Below are 16,039 nucleotides of genomic sequence, written 5' to 3'. Positions count from 1 at the left end.
AATCAAAATACTGCAACCATCCCACATTTTGTTTTTCTTACCTCAGATTCGGATGGATAAATAGGATATTTTTAAAAATGACTCAGCAAGCACAGACCATTCAAGGCTCAATCGTCGCAATCGTCACACCAATGTTGAAAGACGGTGGTGTAGATTGGAAGGGTCTTGAGAAGCTGGTTGAGTGGCACATAGAACAAGGTACAAACAGTATTGTAGCCGTCGGTACAACCGGCGAAGCCTCAACATTGAGCATGGAAGAGCACACACAGGTTATTAAAGAAATTATTCGTGTAGCCAATAAACGTATTCCAATTATTGCCGGTACTGGTGCAAACTCAACCCGTGAAGCAATCGAATTAACTAAAGCTGCTAAAGAGCTTGGCGCAGATGCTGCTTTACTTGTAACACCATATTATAACAAGCCAACCCAAGAAGGCCTCTACCAACACTATAAAGCGATTGCTGAAGCTGTTGAATTACCACTTATTCTCTATAACGTACCTGGTCGTACTGGCGTAGACCTTTCAAACGACACAGCTGTACGCTTAGCAGAGATCTCGAATATTGTTGGTATTAAAGATGCAACAGGTGATGTACCTCGTGGTAAAGCTTTAATTGAGGCGTTAAATGGCAAGATGGCTGTGTACTCAGGTGATGATGAAACAGCATGGGAACTAATGCTTCTTGGCGCTGATGGTAATATCTCGGTTACTGCAAATATTGCACCTAAAGCAATGAGTGAAGTATGTGCTGTTGCGATTGCCAAAGATGAACAACAAGCGAAGACGCTTAACAATAAGATTGCAAATTTACACAATATTCTATTTTGCGAATCAAACCCAATTCCTGTGAAATGGGCACTACATGAGATGGGACTGATTGATACTGGTATTCGTTTACCACTCACTCCTCTCGCTGAGCAATATCGCGAACCTCTCCGCAATGCCCTAAAAGATGCGGGAATTATTTAATAAGAGCAATTTATGATGCAATTACGTCTTGGTTTAGTCCTTGCAGTTTCAGCCTTAAGTTTAGCTGGTTGTGGTCGCTTCGCAATTAATAATCACTCTTTAGATTATAAAAATGCCAAGCAACTTGCCCCGCTTGAGTATCCTGCCGATGCAACTGTACGACCAGCGACACCTTTGTATCCTGCACCAACTGTAGAACAGCGCGCTATCGATAACGCACCGAAGTTTGAAAACAAGCGTGGCAACCGTTATGCCTTGCCACGCCCTGAACAAACGCAAGGTAATGCGACACTAGATGCCTCTACTGAAACGGCGACTGCGCTTGGACGTCCTCAGCTTGTGACTGACGGTAATAAAAATCCGTTGTTAAAAGTTGATGGAAATACAGCCGAGATCTGGCAATACACCAAAGCTACGTTAAGTACTTTAAATTTCAACATCATCGCTCAAGGCAGCAATCAGGCGACGATTAAAGTAAATGACAATACTTATGTGCTTAAACTTACTGGTGTAGGTTCTAGTCATACTCTTGCTTTATTTAATGTAGATAACACTTTTGCAAGCCCAGATGTGGCTGCTGAAGTGCTAAACCAGATTTACCAAAATTGGCCAGCCTAGTCGTTTACTAGGCATTTTTTTTAAAAAGGTTCCCTCATGTTAAAACAAACCTTGCTCTATACTGGTAAAGCAAAATCTGTATATGAAACAGACAATGCCGACCATCTGATTTTAGTCTTTCGTGATGATGCCTCTGCGTTCAACGGCGAAAAAATCGAACAACTAGATCGTAAAGGCAAGGTGAACAACCGTTTTAACGCCTTCATCATGGAAAAACTTGCTGCTGCGGGTATTGAAACGCATTTTGAAAAATTGCTTTCTCCAACTGAAGTGCTTGTTAAAAAACTTCAAATGATTCCAGTTGAATGTGTAATTCGTAACTACGCAGCTGGTTCTCTATGCCGTCGCTTAGGTGTAGAAGAAGGTAAAGAGTTAACTCCTCCTACATTTGAATTGTTCTATAAAGATGACGGTCTAGGCGACCCAATGGTTAACGAATCTCAAGCGATTGCTTTAGGTTGGGCGACTGCTGAACAGTTAGAACAAATGAAAGTTTTAACTTATAAAGTAAACGATGTATTAAAAGCATTATTTGCTGAAGGCAACATGATTTTGGTGGACTTCAAGCTTGAATTCGGTGTTTTCCATGACCGTATCGTGCTTGGTGATGAGTTCTCTCCAGACGGCTGCCGTTTATGGGATAAAGACTCTAAGAAAAAACTCGACAAAGACCGTTTCCGTCAAGGTTTAGGCGGTGTTGTTGAAGCTTATGAAGAAGTTGCTGCTCGTTTAGGCGTAGATTTATCTGACATCTAATCAGTAAAACTTCATAAAAAACCGGGCCAAAGCCCGGTTTTTTTATGTTCAGTACTATACAAGTCCAATAATGTAGACAGATTTGTCTATTTCAATAAATTAACACTTGCATAAACTTAATTTAAAACACTAAAATCTAGAAAAACACAAAGTACTTCACAATAATTAAATTTAAAAACTAGGGTGAACCTATGGAATTATCTAAGCTTGAAAAGAGAGTAACGGATCATCCAATCCATTTTGGTGAAAATCCTCTGGTCCTATTAAACAACTTTAGCACTACTGCCTTAAAACAAGGCTGGAGTCAGGCAGAGGTTGAATCTGTTATTGCTAAAGCCTCTCAAGGCGACTATATGGCGCTCATCCGTACTTTAAGAGCTTATACTTTTCTTTAATCTTGTTGTTGATGATCCAGCCATTGTGCATTCAATTTATAAAAAGACACATAAAGCTGTTATGAATAGACTAGATTTATCCTGAACACTGCCTTAACAATAAATAAAACAATAAATATAAGATATTTATTCAGTGAGGAGTAAATCTAATGGACCATGAAATAGAGGAAAAGAAAGTCGAGAAAACCTTAAGCTGGCGTGAAAAAATGGCAGTTGAAGAACATGAGAAACTGTCTCCCCGTTTAGTTTATGAAATTATCCGCCGTGATGGTGCCGAAGAGCTTGATCGTCCAACAACTGCACTGATCTTTTCAGGGATTGCCGCAGGTTTAGTCATCAGTTTTTCATTTGTATTTAAAGCGATTATTGCTGCTTATCTCCCAGCTGATGCAGTCTGGACCGATTTAATCACTAATGTGGGTTATACCATTGGGTTCTTGATCGCTATTTTGAGTCACATGCAACTCTTTACTGAGAATACTATCACCACAGTTGTGCCTTTATTTAATCCCTTTACTTTCGATAAATTACGAGCAGTGGGACGCTTATGGGGCATTGTGATTCTATGCAACATTATTGGAACAGCTTTGGCGAGTTTATTTTTCCTAACTACTCACCTGTTTACTCCAGATATTGACAAAGCATTGGATGAACTCGCACATCATGTGGGCTCCTTTTCTGCAACCCAGAATCTGCTTAAAGGCATTATGTCAGGGCTATTAATTGCAGCATTGGTCTGGATGTTGCCCTCGGTCAGTAATAAATTCCTGCTCATCTTTTTTATGACGTATTTGATAGGACTGGGTGACTTTACTCATGTAGTGGTTGGTTCTACAGAAATGTCCTACCTGGTCTGGCAAGGAGAAGCTTCTATTGGCAAGTATCTGTTTACTTTCCTCATCCCAACCACTATCGGCAATATTATTGGCGGTACAGGTGTGTTCACGCTACTGATTTATGGTCAGGTCACTGAAGAGCTGGAATAGCATAAAGCAGGAACTATTGTTCCTGCTGCCATCTGCGTTGCTGTAAACGCTCACCTTCAACCTCACGCTTATTTCTTGCAGACTCATAGAGTTTGGTTCCCTTCAACTCAGGCGGCAAATAGTCTTGCAGCACAAAGTGTTCTGGGTAGTCATGAGGGTAGAGATAATTAATACCATAGCCTTGTTGTTTCATAAGCTTGGTCGGCGCATTTCTCAAATGCAAAGGCACAGGTAAATTTGCCGTTTTTTCAGCAAGTTCCAAAGCCTTATTAATCGCTAAATAAGTACTATTACTTTTTGCACTCGTTGCTAGGTAAACCGCTGTTTGGCCTAGAATAATTCGAGCCTCAGGCATGCCCACCGCTTGTACGGAGCGGAAACACTCACCTGCAAGCAATAGCGCATTAGGGTTAGAATTTCCAATGTCTTCTGAGGCGGCAATCAGCATACGTCTTGCAATAAAAACCGGATCTTCTCCGCCTTTAAGCATACGTGCCATCCAATATAGGGTTGCATCTGGATCACTACCACGAATTGATTTAATAAAGGCAGAAACAAGGTCGTAATGCTGCTCGCCAGATTTGTCATAACGCGCAATATTTTGCTGAGCGACTTTTACCACAACCGCATTAGTAATCGTGTTTTCAACTTCTGGTTCAAAAGTACTTGCAATCAAGTCCAGTAAATTAAGCGCTTTTCGAGCATCACCTGCTGCAAACTGAATAAGTGCATCATATTCTTCAATATGGATATAACGTTCTTTTAAGAATTTATCGCTTTGAAGTGCATTGTTGAGTAGTGTTTGAATTGCCTCACTATCTAAACTATTTAAGGTATAGACCTGACAGCGTGATAAAAGTGCGCTATTCACTTCAAAAGACGGGTTTTCAGTGGTCGCGCCAATTAAAGTAATTTTGCCTTTTTCAACTGCACCCAATAAAGCATCTTGCTGTGATTTATTAAAACGATGAATTTCATCAATAAAAACCACAGGTGTCAGTAAATCACCACTTTCTGCAATCACTTCACGTAATTCTTTTACGCCCGTATTCAGCGCGGACAAGCTCACAAATGGACGGTCTATTGCCTGAGCCAAAAGCAAAGCAATTGTTGTTTTACCAACGCCTGGTGGTCCCCAAAAAATAATAGAAGGCAAATGACCCTGATCAATCATTTGACGCAATGGTGCATGTTCACCTAATAAATGATCTTGCCCAATAATTTCAGACAAGTCTCTTGGGCGCAGGCGTTCGGGAAGTGGAATATGGGTGTCTGACATCTCAAATGGCTTTATCGTCTTTTCGCTATAGTCTATTGTGTCTCACAGAAATCTACAATTTGAATCTATGAGACACGTTCTTTATTTACAGGCTCTTGCTTAGCATTAAGAGGATTTCTTACTCAGCTTGAGTAAACGCGCATTTGAACCATCTTCAATCACCCAAATCGAACCATCTTGTGCTTCATGCAACCCACGAATACGTTTTTTCATATCCAATCTTTGCACTTCTTTCACGGGCTTATGCTCTAAATCCACCACAATAATCGCTTCGGAAGATAACCCGCCAATTAAGGCTTTATTTTGCCATGCAGGAAATTGTTGTCCGCGATAAATGATCATACTCGATGGCGAGATTACAGGAGTCCAGTCAATTTCTGGTGCTTTAAATTCTGGGCGAGTGTGATGGTCTGGAATAGGTTGGCCCGAATAATGGTCTCCATTTGAAACAATTGGATAACCATAATTTTCACCTTTAGTAATAATATTAAGCTCATCACCACCTTTAGGCCCCATCTCAACCACCCATAACTGTCCTTGGCGGTCAAAAGCCATACCTAACGGGTTACGGTGTCCAAGTGACCATATCTCAGCAGTTACCCCGCCTTGCTTATAAAAAGGGTTACCTACAGCCGCGGTGCCATCCTCATTTAAACGCAAGATTTTACCAAAGTTACTTTTCATGTTTTGGGCAGGATCAAACTTTTGTCGTTCACCTGAACTGACCCACAGCTTACCATCTGTACCAAAAAGCATGCGATGTCCATAATGGCCTTGTCCTGAGACTTTAGGTACTTGCTGCCAAATCTGCTTTATATCGTTAAGTTTTGGCTGATTAGGATTAGATAAATCTAATTTCGCACGTGAAATCACTGCTCCAGATCCGCCTTGTCCTTTTGTAGCATAGCTAAGATAAACCCAATGATTCTTGGTAAAGTCAGGGTGTAAAATGACATCTCCTAAACCACCTTGTCCCCCATAGTTCACTGCAGGGACATTCTGGACATCTAATATTTGTTTATTTTTAGGGTTAAAAATTTTTAATTTACCCTGCCGTTCAGTCACTAATAAACGTTGATCACGCAGACTGGTCACAGCCCAAGGCTCATTAAAATGTGCGACTGCTTCGACCTGATAAGTTTGTTTGACAGCAACAGACTGATCTGTTTTCGCAGTCGTATTTTGTTCAAGATTTTTTGAGTTGGTATTATTAGACCCACAGGCCATTAACAAAAAAAAGCTACTACATAATAAGGGGGCTGCTAATCGTCTCATCATTTTTATCTCCTTTTGCTTTTATTGTTATATAACGGAGATGAGCAAAAAAATGACGATAAAAATGTTACTTTATTATACGCTGTAATCAAACAACGCCTTTTAAGATCTATTTAACGTACCCAACGTACTACATAATCTTCAAGATCATCTTCATGTACATCAACTTCAGAAATACAACGTCCTGCAACTGACTTTTTCGCCTTAACCACGCTTTGTCTAGAACCCGTATTTAAATAATGCCAAGAAGGTAAATTCTTGCCTTCATTCAAGCGCTTATAAGCACAGCTTGAGGGCAGCCAATGAATTGTTTTTAGAGACTCTACCGTTAATTGTAAACAATCAGGTACTTGCTGCTGACGATTTGGATAGTCCGTACAACGCCCTGTACCACAATCGAGTAACTTACAAGCCACTTTGGTATAAGCCACCTCATGTGTATCTTCATCTTCTAGTTTTACCAGACAGCATAAACCACACCCATCACATAAAGCCTCCCACTCAGTTTGAGTTAGTTGCTCTAACGGATAATTTTTCCAAAAGAGTGGTCGAAGTGAGATCTCGGTAGACATAATCTTTTAACAGCTGATGAGATAAAACGATGTATCAGTATAGCATTGAAGTGGTCTGTACTAAAAAAGAAGCTGTATTTATGGCATCACAAAATGATTGTTTAATATACATTTCAACCACATAAACGACACATTCGGGCTAAAAAACACACTATATAGTTAAATGACAATGAAAAATAAGGAGGACAGCATTATGTTCCGTTGGGCGATAATTTTTGCAGTGATTGCACTCATTGCCAGTCTATTAGGGTTTGGTGGTGTTGCAGGACTATCTAAAGACTTTGCCGTGATTTTATTAGTTGTGGCTGTAATTCTAGCTGTAATTGGGTTCATTTCCCGAGGCCGGACTTAAATTTAATCATCACCATATAAAAAGAAGGAACTGGTTTCCTTCTTTTTTATTGCGTAGAAATATCTATCTTTTTATTTTGATGTAGTTTTTTACATAGTTCTTTATTTTACTTCTTATTTTTTATGCTTTAATCAAGCGTGTTTAAACCAAGTTTAATTTCAGGATTAATGTCATGAGTACAGCAATTAAAACCCGTGAAATTCAATATACTGCACCAGATGGCAGCCATTTAATTGGTTACTTTGCGGCTCCAGAGAGTGAAGAACCGGTACCAGGTATCATTATTGGTCCTGAGTGGTGGGGTCGTAATGAATATACTGAGCAACGCGCACGTGAGCTTGCTGAACACGGGTATGCAGCTCTTGCTATTGACATGTATGGCGATAAAAAAGTCACGACAACAGCAGCTCAAGCCTATGAATGGATGATGCAGACATTTGAAGATTTAGACACGGTGACTGATCGTGCTAATGCAGCACTGCAAACCCTTGCTGCCCAACCAGAAGTAAATAACGAGAAATTGGCTGCGATTGGCTTTTGCTATGGTGGTAAAGTCGTGTTGGATCTTGCTCGCTCAGGTGCTCCACTTAAAGCAATTGTAACGTTCCATGCCACATTAGCACCGAAGGCTCCTGCTCAAAAAGGCAACATTCAGGGTGAAATTTTAGTTCTACATGGTGAACTAGACAGTATGGTCACCTTAGAAGATGTTGCTAATTTTGAAAAAGAGATGCAAGCTGCTGAGGTTAAACACGAGGTAGTGGTTTTAGAAGGTGCTAAACATGGCTTTAGTAACCCGCTTGCCGATGAAAGAGCTAAAGCGAACGGTGTGGACCTTGGCTACAATAGCGAAGCGGAAAAACAAGGCCTTGCTAAAATGTACGCTTTATTAGATCGTACTCTAAAATAAAAGAAGCAAATTTGGAGCAAATGGTTTTTTTGCATTTGCTCCCTTAAATGTTTATGACTTTGCAATATTTTTACTGTATTTTTTAAACCATACTTCAATAACTATACTCCCGTTGAGCTAGAGCAAAGCCTAGTCTTATTTCCCGCACTCGGGGTTTAATGGAATAACATGAGAGGATACAACAATGACTGACAAGAAATGTCCGTATTGCGAATTTGATGAATATGACATCATTGATAAGAATGAATTTGCCGTAATTTTGCCTGATTCTAATCCGTTATCTAAAGGCCACTGTGTAGTAACACCACTACGCCATGTTAGTTCTTTTTTTGACATTACGTCTAAAGAACATCAAGGCTTACTTACACTTCTTGAAATTGCCCGTCATGAGACACAGCTTCGTCATCAACCAGACGGCTTTCATATTGGCTTTAATGATGGTGAAGTGTTTGGACAAACTTCAGATCATTTCCACATTCATGTCATTCCTTACTATAAAAACCAACCGTTGAAACTTGATCAACGTTGGGGTGTACAAAAGGATTAATCCTTTTATCTGATTGAAACAGAGATTACGCGCTTTGAAGTAGTCTCTGTTTCAATACACTCTTTTTGTTTGCCTGCTTTAAACAAAATTTCATCTAAATTTCAGCTATAATTTACCCCTTACTTTTCTTCTATAGCTGTTCATGCCTGAATTTTCTTTTTCTGATGCCCTCTTAAATTGGTTCGACCAACATGGTCGTCACGATTTGCCTTGGCAAGTTGCCGATGATCCGTACAAAGTTTGGGTTTCTGAAATTATGCTACAGCAAACTCAGGTGAAAACGGTCTTGCAATATTTTGATCGCTTTATGGAACGCTTCCCGACGGTAGAAGCTTTAGGTCATGCAACTTGGGATGAAGTCGCACCTTATTGGGCAGGTCTTGGCTATTACGCTCGTGCCCGCAATTTGCATAAAGCGGCTGGTCTTGTCACGCAGCAAGGTAAATTTCCTGAAACGTTAGAAGAATGGATTGCGTTACCTGGCATTGGTCGCTCTACCGCAGGCGCGCTCATGTCTTTAGGTTTACGTCAGTACGGCGTCATCATGGATGGCAACGTGAAACGCGTCTTAGCTCGTTTCTTTGCCATTGAAGATGATTTAAGCAAACCACAGCACGAACGTGAAATGTGGAAACTGGCTGAAGAGCTTTGCCCTACACATCGCAACCATGACTACACTCAAGCGATTATGGATCTCGGCGCAACCATTTGTACGCCTAAAAAACCGCTTTGTTTATATTGTCCAATGCAAGCTCATTGTCAGGCTTATCAGCAAGGTTTAGAACAAGAATTACCTTTTAAAAAGCCGAAAAAAACACCGCCTGTTAAAACAGCAGATGTTCTTATTATTCAGTGCGAAGGTGAATGGTTCTGGCAACAACGCCAAGCTCATGGTCTATGGGGCGGTTTATTCTGTTTACCTATTTTAGAAAATGAACATGAACGACTGAGCTTAAGCCAACAATTCAAACTACAACCTCAAGCACAAAATTTTCAGATCAGTCATAGCTTCACTCATTTCACATGGTTACTTAATGCTCATGTGTTCCACGTGGAACCTGATCAAAAAGAACATCTGGCTATTGAACTTGAAGGCCAATGGTTGAGTCCGGAACAAGCCATTGCCAAAGGTGTTCCAACCGCGATGAAAAAATTGATCTCGACAAGCCGTTCATGACATAGTGAGTAAAATAATTTTGATATGGCTGTGACAGGGAGTATTTTGTGCGACGTTTTGTTTCTCATTTCTCACTTGGTTTTCTGATTATTCTTTTGGCTGCCTGTACCAGTGCACCTAAAAAACCTGCCCCACTTCCACCCGCTCAAGTCATCAAACTCAAAAGTATGCAGCTTCCAAATCGACTGCCTGTGCCTGTAAAAGGTATTGACCGCGATGAATTAAAAGACACTTGGGGAGCTGCTCGGAGTCAGGGCCGTAGTCACGAAGGAATTGATATTTTGGCTCCACGTGGAACCAAAGTGTACAGTGCAACCGAAGGACTCGTTGCAGATCTTCGTAATAATAATCTAGGTGGCAAAGTGATCTGGATTTTAGGTCCAGCAGGAACATGGCATTATTATGCCCATCTTGATGGTCACAAACGTGGCTTAAATGTAGGCGACTATGTCAAAAAGGGCGACCTCATTGGTTATGTCGGCAATACGGGCAATGCACGTTATACTTCACCTCATCTTCATTATGGTCTTTATCTAGATGGTAAAGGTCGTGGTGCTGTTAATCCTTATTCATATTTACGCTAGGAACATTTTATGTCGGAAGCGCTGATCAATCGCTTAGTAGAGTTTGCCGAGTCTGGTAACCAGCAAAAGATCATTTTAAATGGCAATAGCTATCAAGGCTGGATCATGGAAATCAGCGATGATGCCCTACTAATCAGTACCGGTTTTTCAGACAAAGTCGGCAAAGACTTTTGGCTGAAGTTTGAAGACTTAACACAAGCAGAACTGTATTATTGGGATACTCGCCCAAATGAATGGGTCTTATTTAAACTTTAAAATTCTAAGATAAATATAAGGAGCATTATCATGAAAACTCAACGTTGCGGATGGTGTTCCGACGATCCACTCTATATTGCCTACCATGATGAGGAATGGGGTAAACCCGAACACGACGAGGCACGATTATTTGAAATGCTTTGTCTCGAAGGTCAGCAAGCCGGCCTCTCATGGATTACCGTACTAAAAAAAAGAGAAAGCTACCGTCAACACTTTTTTAATCATCCGATTGCAGACATTGCTTCATTTACAGATGATTTTCTAGAACTAAAATTATCCGATGCTGGCTTAATTCGTCACTTGGGGAAACTCAAAGCCATTCGTGATAATGCTATTGCTTGGCAAGCGCTCAAAGCACAAGTCGGTGATGTTCCTACATGGCTTTGGCAGTTTGTAGATGCAGCTCCACAAAACAATGATGTTGTAGATTATCGTAAGGCCCCTGCTCAAACCGAACTGAGTGTAAAACTTTCCAAAACTCTTAAAAAGAATGGTTTCAAATTTGTTGGCCCAACCACCTGCTATGCTTTTATGCAGGCAGTAGGCATGGTCGATGATCATGAAAACGATTGTCAATTTAAAGCTTCATAACCCACCAGAACGGTTCAAAGCCGCTTAAGGAGTTTCCGATGAGCAATAATACGATTCAAGCTTATGCTGCAATGCAGGCAGGTGAAAAACTGGTTCCCTATCAATTTGACGCAGGTGAATTACAACCGCATCAGGTTGAGGTAAAAGTTGAATATTGTGGTTTATGTCATTCTGATATTTCTGTTTTAAATAATGAATGGCGTTCGACCGTGTACCCTGTGGTTGCAGGTCATGAAATTATTGGACGAATTGTTGCTTTGGGTTCAGAAGCAAAAGGTCTACAAATTGGGCAACGTGTCGGTATTGGTTGGACAGCTGAAAGTTGTCAAGCCTGTGATGAATGTATTGGTGGTCAGCAAGTACTGTGTACAGGTGGAAATGTTGCAACAATCGTAGGGCATGCTGGTGGCTTTGCTGATAAAGTCCGTGCAGGTTGGCAATGGGCCATTCCCCTCCCTGACGATTTAGATGCTGAAAGTGCAGGTCCTTTACTGTGTGGCGGAATTACCGTTTTTGATCCACTACTCAAACACAAAATTCAGGCAACGCATCATGTCGGTGTAATTGGCATTGGTGGTTTAGGCCATATAGCCATTAAGCTACTTAAAGCATGGGGCTGTGAAATCACTGCTTTTAGTTCTAACCCAGATAAAACGGAAGAACTCAAAGCAATGGGAGCGGACCATGTGGTAAATAGTCGCGATACAGAGGCAGTAAAAGCTCAAAAAGGTAAATTCGATCTATTGCTAAGTACCGTGAATGTGACTCTAAATTGGTCTGCTTTTATTGCAACACTGGCACCAAACGGAACCTTACATTTCTTAGGTCTTACGCTTGAGCCTGTTCCTGTTTCTGTTGGCTCTCTTATTGGTGGTGCCAAGTCAGTGACTGGTTCACCTACAGGCTCACCTGCTGCACTACGTCAGCTTTTAAAGTTTGCTGCACGCAAAAAAATTGCGCCTCAAATTGAGCTATTTCCAATGTCACAGCTCAATGAAGCAATTGAACGTCTACACTCGGGTCAGGCACGCTACCGCATTGTGCTTAAAGCAGACTTTGCAGAATAAGGCTAACTCACTGATTTAATCTGTTGTCGTGACCAGTCCGCCAAATCTTTAATGGCTTGGCGGACATCTCCTGTTAGCTCATGACCTGCATTTAAACGAATAAAATGCCGATAGCGTTCATCCTCACCAAAAACATGCCCGGGAACTACGGTAATTCCGTGAGATTTTGCAGTGTAATAGAGCGCCAAACTATCTACAGTTTTAGGTAACTGCATCCAGAGTGCATAGCCGCCTTCTGGTTGACTCAGTGCAATTGGAATACCTTCAAAGGCATTTAAAATACAACTACGATATTCCTCGACTTGCCGCATCAAATTCGGTCTTAACTGCTCTAAATGCTCCCTGTAACCACGACTATAAATAAAATCAGCTAGGCCTAATTGTAGCGGTGTATTGACCCCAATATTACTGGCTACCAGCTCAAGCCTTAAATGCTGTAGCTTCGCACTTAAACAGAACCACCCTACCCGATACGCACTCGACAATGACTTAGAAACCGATCCACACCAAATTACATAGCCTTCACGATCCCAATAGCGAATAGGTAATGGTCGTTCACCACTGTAGCCACACTCCCCATAGATATCATCTTCGATAATAAAGCACTGATACTTCGCTGCTAATTCGGCAATCTTTTGCTTTTCTGCATTACTTAAACAATATCCCAATGGGTTCTGATAGTTGGCTGTCATTAAGCAAACCTTGGCTAAACCCTGCTTCATAAATGATTCTAAGCGCTCAAGATCGATACCACGATGATGCGCTGGAATTTCAATAATCTGCCGTTTTAAACTGGCTATAAGCTGTAGTTGTCCATTAAAAGTAGGCGTCGGAATTAAAATACTATCGCCTACTTCTGTTAGATGTTGAATCACCAAAGATAAAGCAGGCATGCAGCCATTGGTAATAAAAATATCTTCTGCCGCGATAAAAATTCCATCTTCACGCCAATGATCAGATAACGCTTTTCTTAATTGCTCATGCCCTTGTTTATTACAATAAAGAAAGTCTTGAGGCTGACAATTTTTTAAAGCCCGTTGAATAGAACGACGTAAACCTTCCACAGGAATAAAATGAGGCGTTAACTGAATAGAGCCTAATGGTACAAGATGGCTTTGTAAGGCAGCTTCCTGAATTTGATTATGCAATTCCAGATTTGAAACTTGTCGAGGTAAAGACAAGAAATCTGGACTTTCAGGAATGGGGCCCGATTGTGCACGAGCAACCACAAAATAACCTGACTTCGGCTTTACATAAATAAGCCCCCTCGCCTCAAGTAACTCATAACAACTTTTTGCTGTACTTAAACTAATGCTGTGCTGACGAGCAAAATCTCGTAAAGAAATAAGTTTCTGGTGAGGTTTAAGCTCATCTTGATAAATACGATGCGCTAATTGATTGGCAAGAACCTGATATTGGAAGGTCATTCTGTGCTGCTTTTTTAAAAATTTCTGTATCTGTACTGGTTTATAGAACACCTTTAGGCTATAGAAATCAACTCAGAAAGTAGCAAGGTCATGAAATTAAAAGCTATATTGTTATTTACTATTGTTTTAGCTGGTTGCCAACAACAACCAAAAGATGAGCAGTACAGACATACTGTTTGCCAAAGTCTCATAGAAGGTTATTTAAAAATGACAAATCAACAAGACTATAAAATGGAGCAACGCACTGATGAAAAGACCATTACGATTTCTCATTATCAATATAAACGGAATAGCTCAAATGAAGTTGTAATGGTGAACTCGGTTTATTCGACTTTGTATTTTAGCTGCCGAGAACATCAAAAAAGCTATTTTCTGTCTCAACATTCATCACAAGGACAAACGACCCCACTTTTAGAAGTTCATTTTCCAACTGACAGTTACACTACTTTTAGAGAGCGTTTTTAAAACCGTCTTTTAACTGTTCTGCCAAAAACTCAATAAATAAACGAATTCGTTTTGGTAGATGCTCTTGTTGATAATACACAGCATGGATGCTTTGATATTGATGTTCAATTTGGTCTTCAAATAAGGCAATCAATCGCCCTTCTTCAATATCTTTCCAAATTTCAAATTCAGATAGTCGTGCAATACCATGTCCTCTAATCGTCAGCTGACGTACCGTTTCTCCACTCGATGCTTTAATTTTTGATTGCGCAAAAAAATATTCATCACCAACTTTAATCGGCCAACTATTGATATATGCAGGTCTGGTAAAACCGATCAAATCGTGTTGTTCAAGCTGTTCAGGTTGTGTCGGTGTACCCTTAATTGCTAAATACTCAGGGCTTGCAACGATAAATAAGCGACTTTTACATACTAATTTGGCATGAAGACTTGAATCATTAAGTTCTCCGAATCGGAATGCAACATCGGTTTTATGTTGTAGTAGATCAATCACCTGATCATTACTATTTAACTCAATTTCAATGTTTGGATAGCTCTCACGAAACTTATGCATTAATGGCGCAATTACGTGTAAGACAAACGGCGTTGCTGAATCAATGCGAATAAGTCCCGCAGTCCCCTGATCAGATTTTTGTAGTTCTTCTTCAGCCGCATTTAGCTCATTTAAGATTTTACGGGCTTTTACCAAAAACTGCTGCCCTTCTTGAGTGAGTTTCAATTTACGTGTCGTTCGTTCTAACAAAGTCACATCTAACTTAGCTTCTAGGCGTGTTAAAGATCGACTGACTCCTGAAGGCGTTTGTTTTAAATGTTCTGCCGCCGCAACAAAAGAGCCCGTATCAACGATTGCGATAAACGCGACCAGCTCTTCAATTGTTGATTTCATGTCTTATTCCATTATTGACTAATGATCAAAGATATTTTGCTTATTCATCTATTTTTTCGCAACAATAAAAAAAGCAAAATGCACATCAAGTTAAATGATTATTCAAATTTAGGTAAACACATGAATATCCCACGTTTTGGTCTAGGAACTTTCCGTCTTAAAGAACAAGCAGTTATTGATTCTGTTAAAACTGCTTTAGACGTAGGTTACCGTGTCATTGATACTGCTCAAATTTATGACAATGAAGCAGCAATTGGTCAAGCGATTGCCGAAAGCGGTGTATCACGTCAGGACTTATTTTTAACCACAAAAATCTGGGTAGATAATTTTGCTCAAGATAAGTTTATTCCAAGCTTAAAAGAGAGCCTACAAAAGCTTCGTACTGACCATGTTGACCTCACTTTGATCCATTGGCCAGCACCAGATTTAGGCGTTTCGATTCCTGAAGTTATGAAGCTTTTACTTGAAGCAAAACAACAGGGCTTAACTAAACAAATTGGTATTTCAAACTTCAATATTGAGCTTACTCAACAAGCAATTGACACAATTGGTGTAGAGCATATTGCAACCAACCAGATTGAGTTAAGCCCTTATCTTCAAAACCATAAGCTTGTGAATTTCTTACAAGAGAAGAATATTGATGTGACTTCATATATGACGCTTGCATACGGCAAAGTGCTTCAAGACCCTGTTTTAACTGAAATTGCAGCAGCACATAAAGCAACGACAGCGCAAATTGCACTAGCGTGGGCATTGCAACGTGGTTTTGCAGTCATTCCATCTTCGACTAAACGTGAAAACCTGATTAGCAACTTAAAAGCACAGGATATCGAGTTAACTTCAGCTGAAATGCAAATGATTGCCGAACTTGATCGTAACAGTCGTGAAGTTAGCCCAGAGCCATGGGCACCAGTTTGGGACTAAAC

The 16,039-nt window shown here is 40.4% G+C and carries 20 protein-coding genes; 15 read left to right on the top strand and 5 right to left on the bottom strand.

The features are described from left to right. The first annotated feature begins 77 nt into the window (after positions 1–77). The 5 genes from dapA (at position 78) to KTJ10_RS10730 (ending at position 3,726) form a co-directional block, all read left to right on the top strand. Positions 78–971: a 4-hydroxy-tetrahydrodipicolinate synthase gene (dapA, locus tag KTJ10_RS10750; RefSeq protein WP_002119253.1), complete on the top strand. Its 894-nt coding sequence runs from the start codon at positions 78–80 to the stop codon at positions 969–971. Positions 972–986: 15 nt separating this feature from the next. Next, positions 987–1,589, top strand: a complete 603-nt coding sequence (locus KTJ10_RS10745) for a lipoprotein-34 precursor (NlpB) (RefSeq protein ID WP_075383299.1) — start codon at positions 987–989, stop codon at positions 1,587–1,589. 36 nt (positions 1,590–1,625) lie between these two features. Then, positions 1,626–2,345 (top strand): phosphoribosylaminoimidazolesuccinocarboxamide synthase, encoded by a 720-nt coding sequence (gene purC, locus KTJ10_RS10740; protein ID WP_002119240.1) that lies wholly within the window; start codon positions 1,626–1,628, stop codon positions 2,343–2,345. 191 nt (positions 2,346–2,536) lie between these two features. Beyond that, a complete protein-coding gene (locus KTJ10_RS10735; RefSeq protein ID WP_075383276.1) occupies positions 2,537–2,740 on the top strand; it encodes a hypothetical protein in 204 nt (67 codons plus the stop codon). Between the two features lie 149 nt (positions 2,741–2,889). Continuing rightward, positions 2,890–3,726, top strand: a complete 837-nt coding sequence (locus KTJ10_RS10730; protein WP_060465143.1) for a formate/nitrite transporter family protein — start codon at positions 2,890–2,892, stop codon at positions 3,724–3,726. Positions 3,727–3,739: 13 nt separating this feature from the next. On the opposite strand, the gene KTJ10_RS10725 is transcribed toward KTJ10_RS10730, so the two are convergent. The 3 genes from KTJ10_RS10725 to KTJ10_RS10715 all read right to left on the bottom strand — a co-directional run bounded on the left by KTJ10_RS10725 (position 3,740) and on the right by KTJ10_RS10715 (position 6,852). Further along, entirely contained in the window at positions 3,740–5,005 is a 1,266-nt protein-coding gene (locus KTJ10_RS10725; RefSeq protein WP_002119242.1) for a replication-associated recombination protein A, read from the bottom strand. Between the two features lie 105 nt (positions 5,006–5,110). Then, entirely contained in the window at positions 5,111–6,283 is a 1,173-nt protein-coding gene (locus tag KTJ10_RS10720) for a PQQ-dependent sugar dehydrogenase (RefSeq protein WP_262441995.1), read from the bottom strand. Positions 6,284–6,393: 110 nt separating this feature from the next. Beyond that, complete coding sequence (locus tag KTJ10_RS10715; RefSeq protein ID WP_262441994.1) at positions 6,394–6,852, bottom strand: YcgN family cysteine cluster protein; 459 nt, start codon at positions 6,850–6,852, stop codon at positions 6,394–6,396. A gap of 193 nt (positions 6,853–7,045) precedes the next feature. Here KTJ10_RS10715 and KTJ10_RS10710 point away from each other — a divergent pair, with 193 nt between their 5' ends. The 8 genes from KTJ10_RS10710 to KTJ10_RS10675 all read left to right on the top strand — a co-directional run bounded on the left by KTJ10_RS10710 (position 7,046) and on the right by KTJ10_RS10675 (position 12,335). Next, entirely contained in the window at positions 7,046–7,204 is a 159-nt protein-coding gene (locus tag KTJ10_RS10710; RefSeq protein ID WP_002053759.1) for a DUF1328 domain-containing protein, read from the top strand. A gap of 172 nt (positions 7,205–7,376) precedes the next feature. Next, positions 7,377–8,114, top strand: coding sequence for a dienelactone hydrolase family protein (locus KTJ10_RS10705; protein ID WP_033849192.1), 738 nt, complete (start codon positions 7,377–7,379; stop codon positions 8,112–8,114). A gap of 184 nt (positions 8,115–8,298) precedes the next feature. Continuing rightward, positions 8,299–8,661: an HIT family protein gene (locus KTJ10_RS10700; RefSeq protein ID WP_005066600.1), complete on the top strand. Its 363-nt coding sequence runs from the start codon at positions 8,299–8,301 to the stop codon at positions 8,659–8,661. Between the two features lie 142 nt (positions 8,662–8,803). Next, a complete protein-coding gene (mutY, locus tag KTJ10_RS10695; protein WP_033849195.1) occupies positions 8,804–9,838 on the top strand; it encodes an A/G-specific adenine glycosylase in 1,035 nt (344 codons plus the stop codon). A gap of 47 nt (positions 9,839–9,885) precedes the next feature. Further along, complete coding sequence (locus tag KTJ10_RS10690; protein WP_032063520.1) at positions 9,886–10,422, top strand: M23 family metallopeptidase; 537 nt, start codon at positions 9,886–9,888, stop codon at positions 10,420–10,422. 9 nt (positions 10,423–10,431) lie between these two features. Continuing rightward, positions 10,432–10,677 carry a hypothetical protein gene (locus KTJ10_RS10685; RefSeq protein WP_001287364.1) on the top strand — a complete coding sequence of 82 codons (246 nt, stop codon included), beginning with the start codon at positions 10,432–10,434 and terminating at the stop codon, positions 10,675–10,677. A 30-nt stretch (positions 10,678–10,707) separates the two neighbouring features. Continuing rightward, entirely contained in the window at positions 10,708–11,268 is a 561-nt protein-coding gene (locus KTJ10_RS10680) for a DNA-3-methyladenine glycosylase I (RefSeq protein ID WP_005066585.1), read from the top strand. Positions 11,269–11,306: 38 nt separating this feature from the next. Continuing rightward, entirely contained in the window at positions 11,307–12,335 is a 1,029-nt protein-coding gene (locus KTJ10_RS10675) for an NAD(P)-dependent alcohol dehydrogenase (protein WP_032063522.1), read from the top strand. Between the two features lie 2 nt (positions 12,336–12,337). Here KTJ10_RS10675 and KTJ10_RS10670 read toward each other — a convergent pair whose 3' ends face one another. Further along, complete coding sequence (locus KTJ10_RS10670) at positions 12,338–13,762, bottom strand: PLP-dependent aminotransferase family protein (RefSeq protein WP_262441993.1); 1,425 nt, start codon at positions 13,760–13,762, stop codon at positions 12,338–12,340. Between the two features lie 90 nt (positions 13,763–13,852). On the opposite strand from KTJ10_RS10670, the gene KTJ10_RS10660 reads away from it, so the two are divergent. Then, entirely contained in the window at positions 13,853–14,227 is a 375-nt protein-coding gene (locus KTJ10_RS10660) for a hypothetical protein (RefSeq protein ID WP_032005060.1), read from the top strand. Here KTJ10_RS10660 and KTJ10_RS10655 read toward each other — a convergent pair. Further along, on the bottom strand, positions 14,211–15,113 hold the full coding sequence (locus tag KTJ10_RS10655; RefSeq protein WP_063097630.1) for a LysR family transcriptional regulator: 903 nt from the start codon (positions 15,111–15,113) through the stop codon (positions 14,211–14,213). The two genes, KTJ10_RS10660 and KTJ10_RS10655, sit on opposite strands and share 17 nt — an antisense overlap. Positions 15,114–15,233: 120 nt before the next feature. Here KTJ10_RS10655 and dkgB point away from each other — a divergent pair, with 120 nt between their 5' ends. Further along, complete coding sequence (dkgB, locus tag KTJ10_RS10650; protein ID WP_060465150.1) at positions 15,234–16,037, top strand: 2,5-didehydrogluconate reductase DkgB; 804 nt, start codon at positions 15,234–15,236, stop codon at positions 16,035–16,037. Positions 16,038–16,039 lie beyond the last annotated feature (2 nt).

Source organism: Acinetobacter sp. WU_MDCI_Abxc222, assembly GCF_025514755.1.
Classification (GTDB): domain Bacteria; phylum Pseudomonadota; class Gammaproteobacteria; order Pseudomonadales; family Moraxellaceae; genus Acinetobacter; species Acinetobacter geminorum.
This window is presented reverse-complemented; position numbering and strand designations above follow the sequence as displayed.

Coding starts and splice junctions, on each gene's coding strand:
- KTJ10_RS10725 (WP_002119242.1), bottom strand. CDS start 5,005: ATGTCAGACACCCATATTCCACTTCCCGAACGCCTGCGCCCAAGAGAC.
- KTJ10_RS10700 (WP_005066600.1), top strand. CDS start 8,299: ATGACTGACAAGAAATGTCCGTATTGCGAATTTGATGAATATGACATC.
- KTJ10_RS10705 (WP_033849192.1), top strand. CDS start 7,377: ATGAGTACAGCAATTAAAACCCGTGAAATTCAATATACTGCACCAGAT.
- KTJ10_RS10670 (WP_262441993.1), bottom strand. CDS start 13,762: ATGACCTTCCAATATCAGGTTCTTGCCAATCAATTAGCGCATCGTATT.
- KTJ10_RS10680 (WP_005066585.1), top strand. CDS start 10,708: ATGAAAACTCAACGTTGCGGATGGTGTTCCGACGATCCACTCTATATT.
- KTJ10_RS10655 (WP_063097630.1), bottom strand. CDS start 15,113: ATGAAATCAACAATTGAAGAGCTGGTCGCGTTTATCGCAATCGTTGAT.
- mutY (WP_033849195.1), top strand. CDS start 8,804: ATGCCTGAATTTTCTTTTTCTGATGCCCTCTTAAATTGGTTCGACCAA.
- KTJ10_RS10715 (WP_262441994.1), bottom strand. CDS start 6,852: ATGTCTACCGAGATCTCACTTCGACCACTCTTTTGGAAAAATTATCCG.
- purC (WP_002119240.1), top strand. CDS start 1,626: ATGTTAAAACAAACCTTGCTCTATACTGGTAAAGCAAAATCTGTATAT.
- KTJ10_RS10710 (WP_002053759.1), top strand. CDS start 7,046: ATGTTCCGTTGGGCGATAATTTTTGCAGTGATTGCACTCATTGCCAGT.
- KTJ10_RS10745 (WP_075383299.1), top strand. CDS start 987: ATGCAATTACGTCTTGGTTTAGTCCTTGCAGTTTCAGCCTTAAGTTTA.
- KTJ10_RS10685 (WP_001287364.1), top strand. CDS start 10,432: ATGTCGGAAGCGCTGATCAATCGCTTAGTAGAGTTTGCCGAGTCTGGT.
- dapA (WP_002119253.1), top strand. CDS start 78: ATGACTCAGCAAGCACAGACCATTCAAGGCTCAATCGTCGCAATCGTC.
- KTJ10_RS10720 (WP_262441995.1), bottom strand. CDS start 6,283: ATGATGAGACGATTAGCAGCCCCCTTATTATGTAGTAGCTTTTTTTTG.
- KTJ10_RS10660 (WP_032005060.1), top strand. CDS start 13,853: ATGAAATTAAAAGCTATATTGTTATTTACTATTGTTTTAGCTGGTTGC.
- KTJ10_RS10675 (WP_032063522.1), top strand. CDS start 11,307: ATGAGCAATAATACGATTCAAGCTTATGCTGCAATGCAGGCAGGTGAA.
- KTJ10_RS10730 (WP_060465143.1), top strand. CDS start 2,890: ATGGACCATGAAATAGAGGAAAAGAAAGTCGAGAAAACCTTAAGCTGG.
- dkgB (WP_060465150.1), top strand. CDS start 15,234: ATGAATATCCCACGTTTTGGTCTAGGAACTTTCCGTCTTAAAGAACAA.
- KTJ10_RS10735 (WP_075383276.1), top strand. CDS start 2,537: ATGGAATTATCTAAGCTTGAAAAGAGAGTAACGGATCATCCAATCCAT.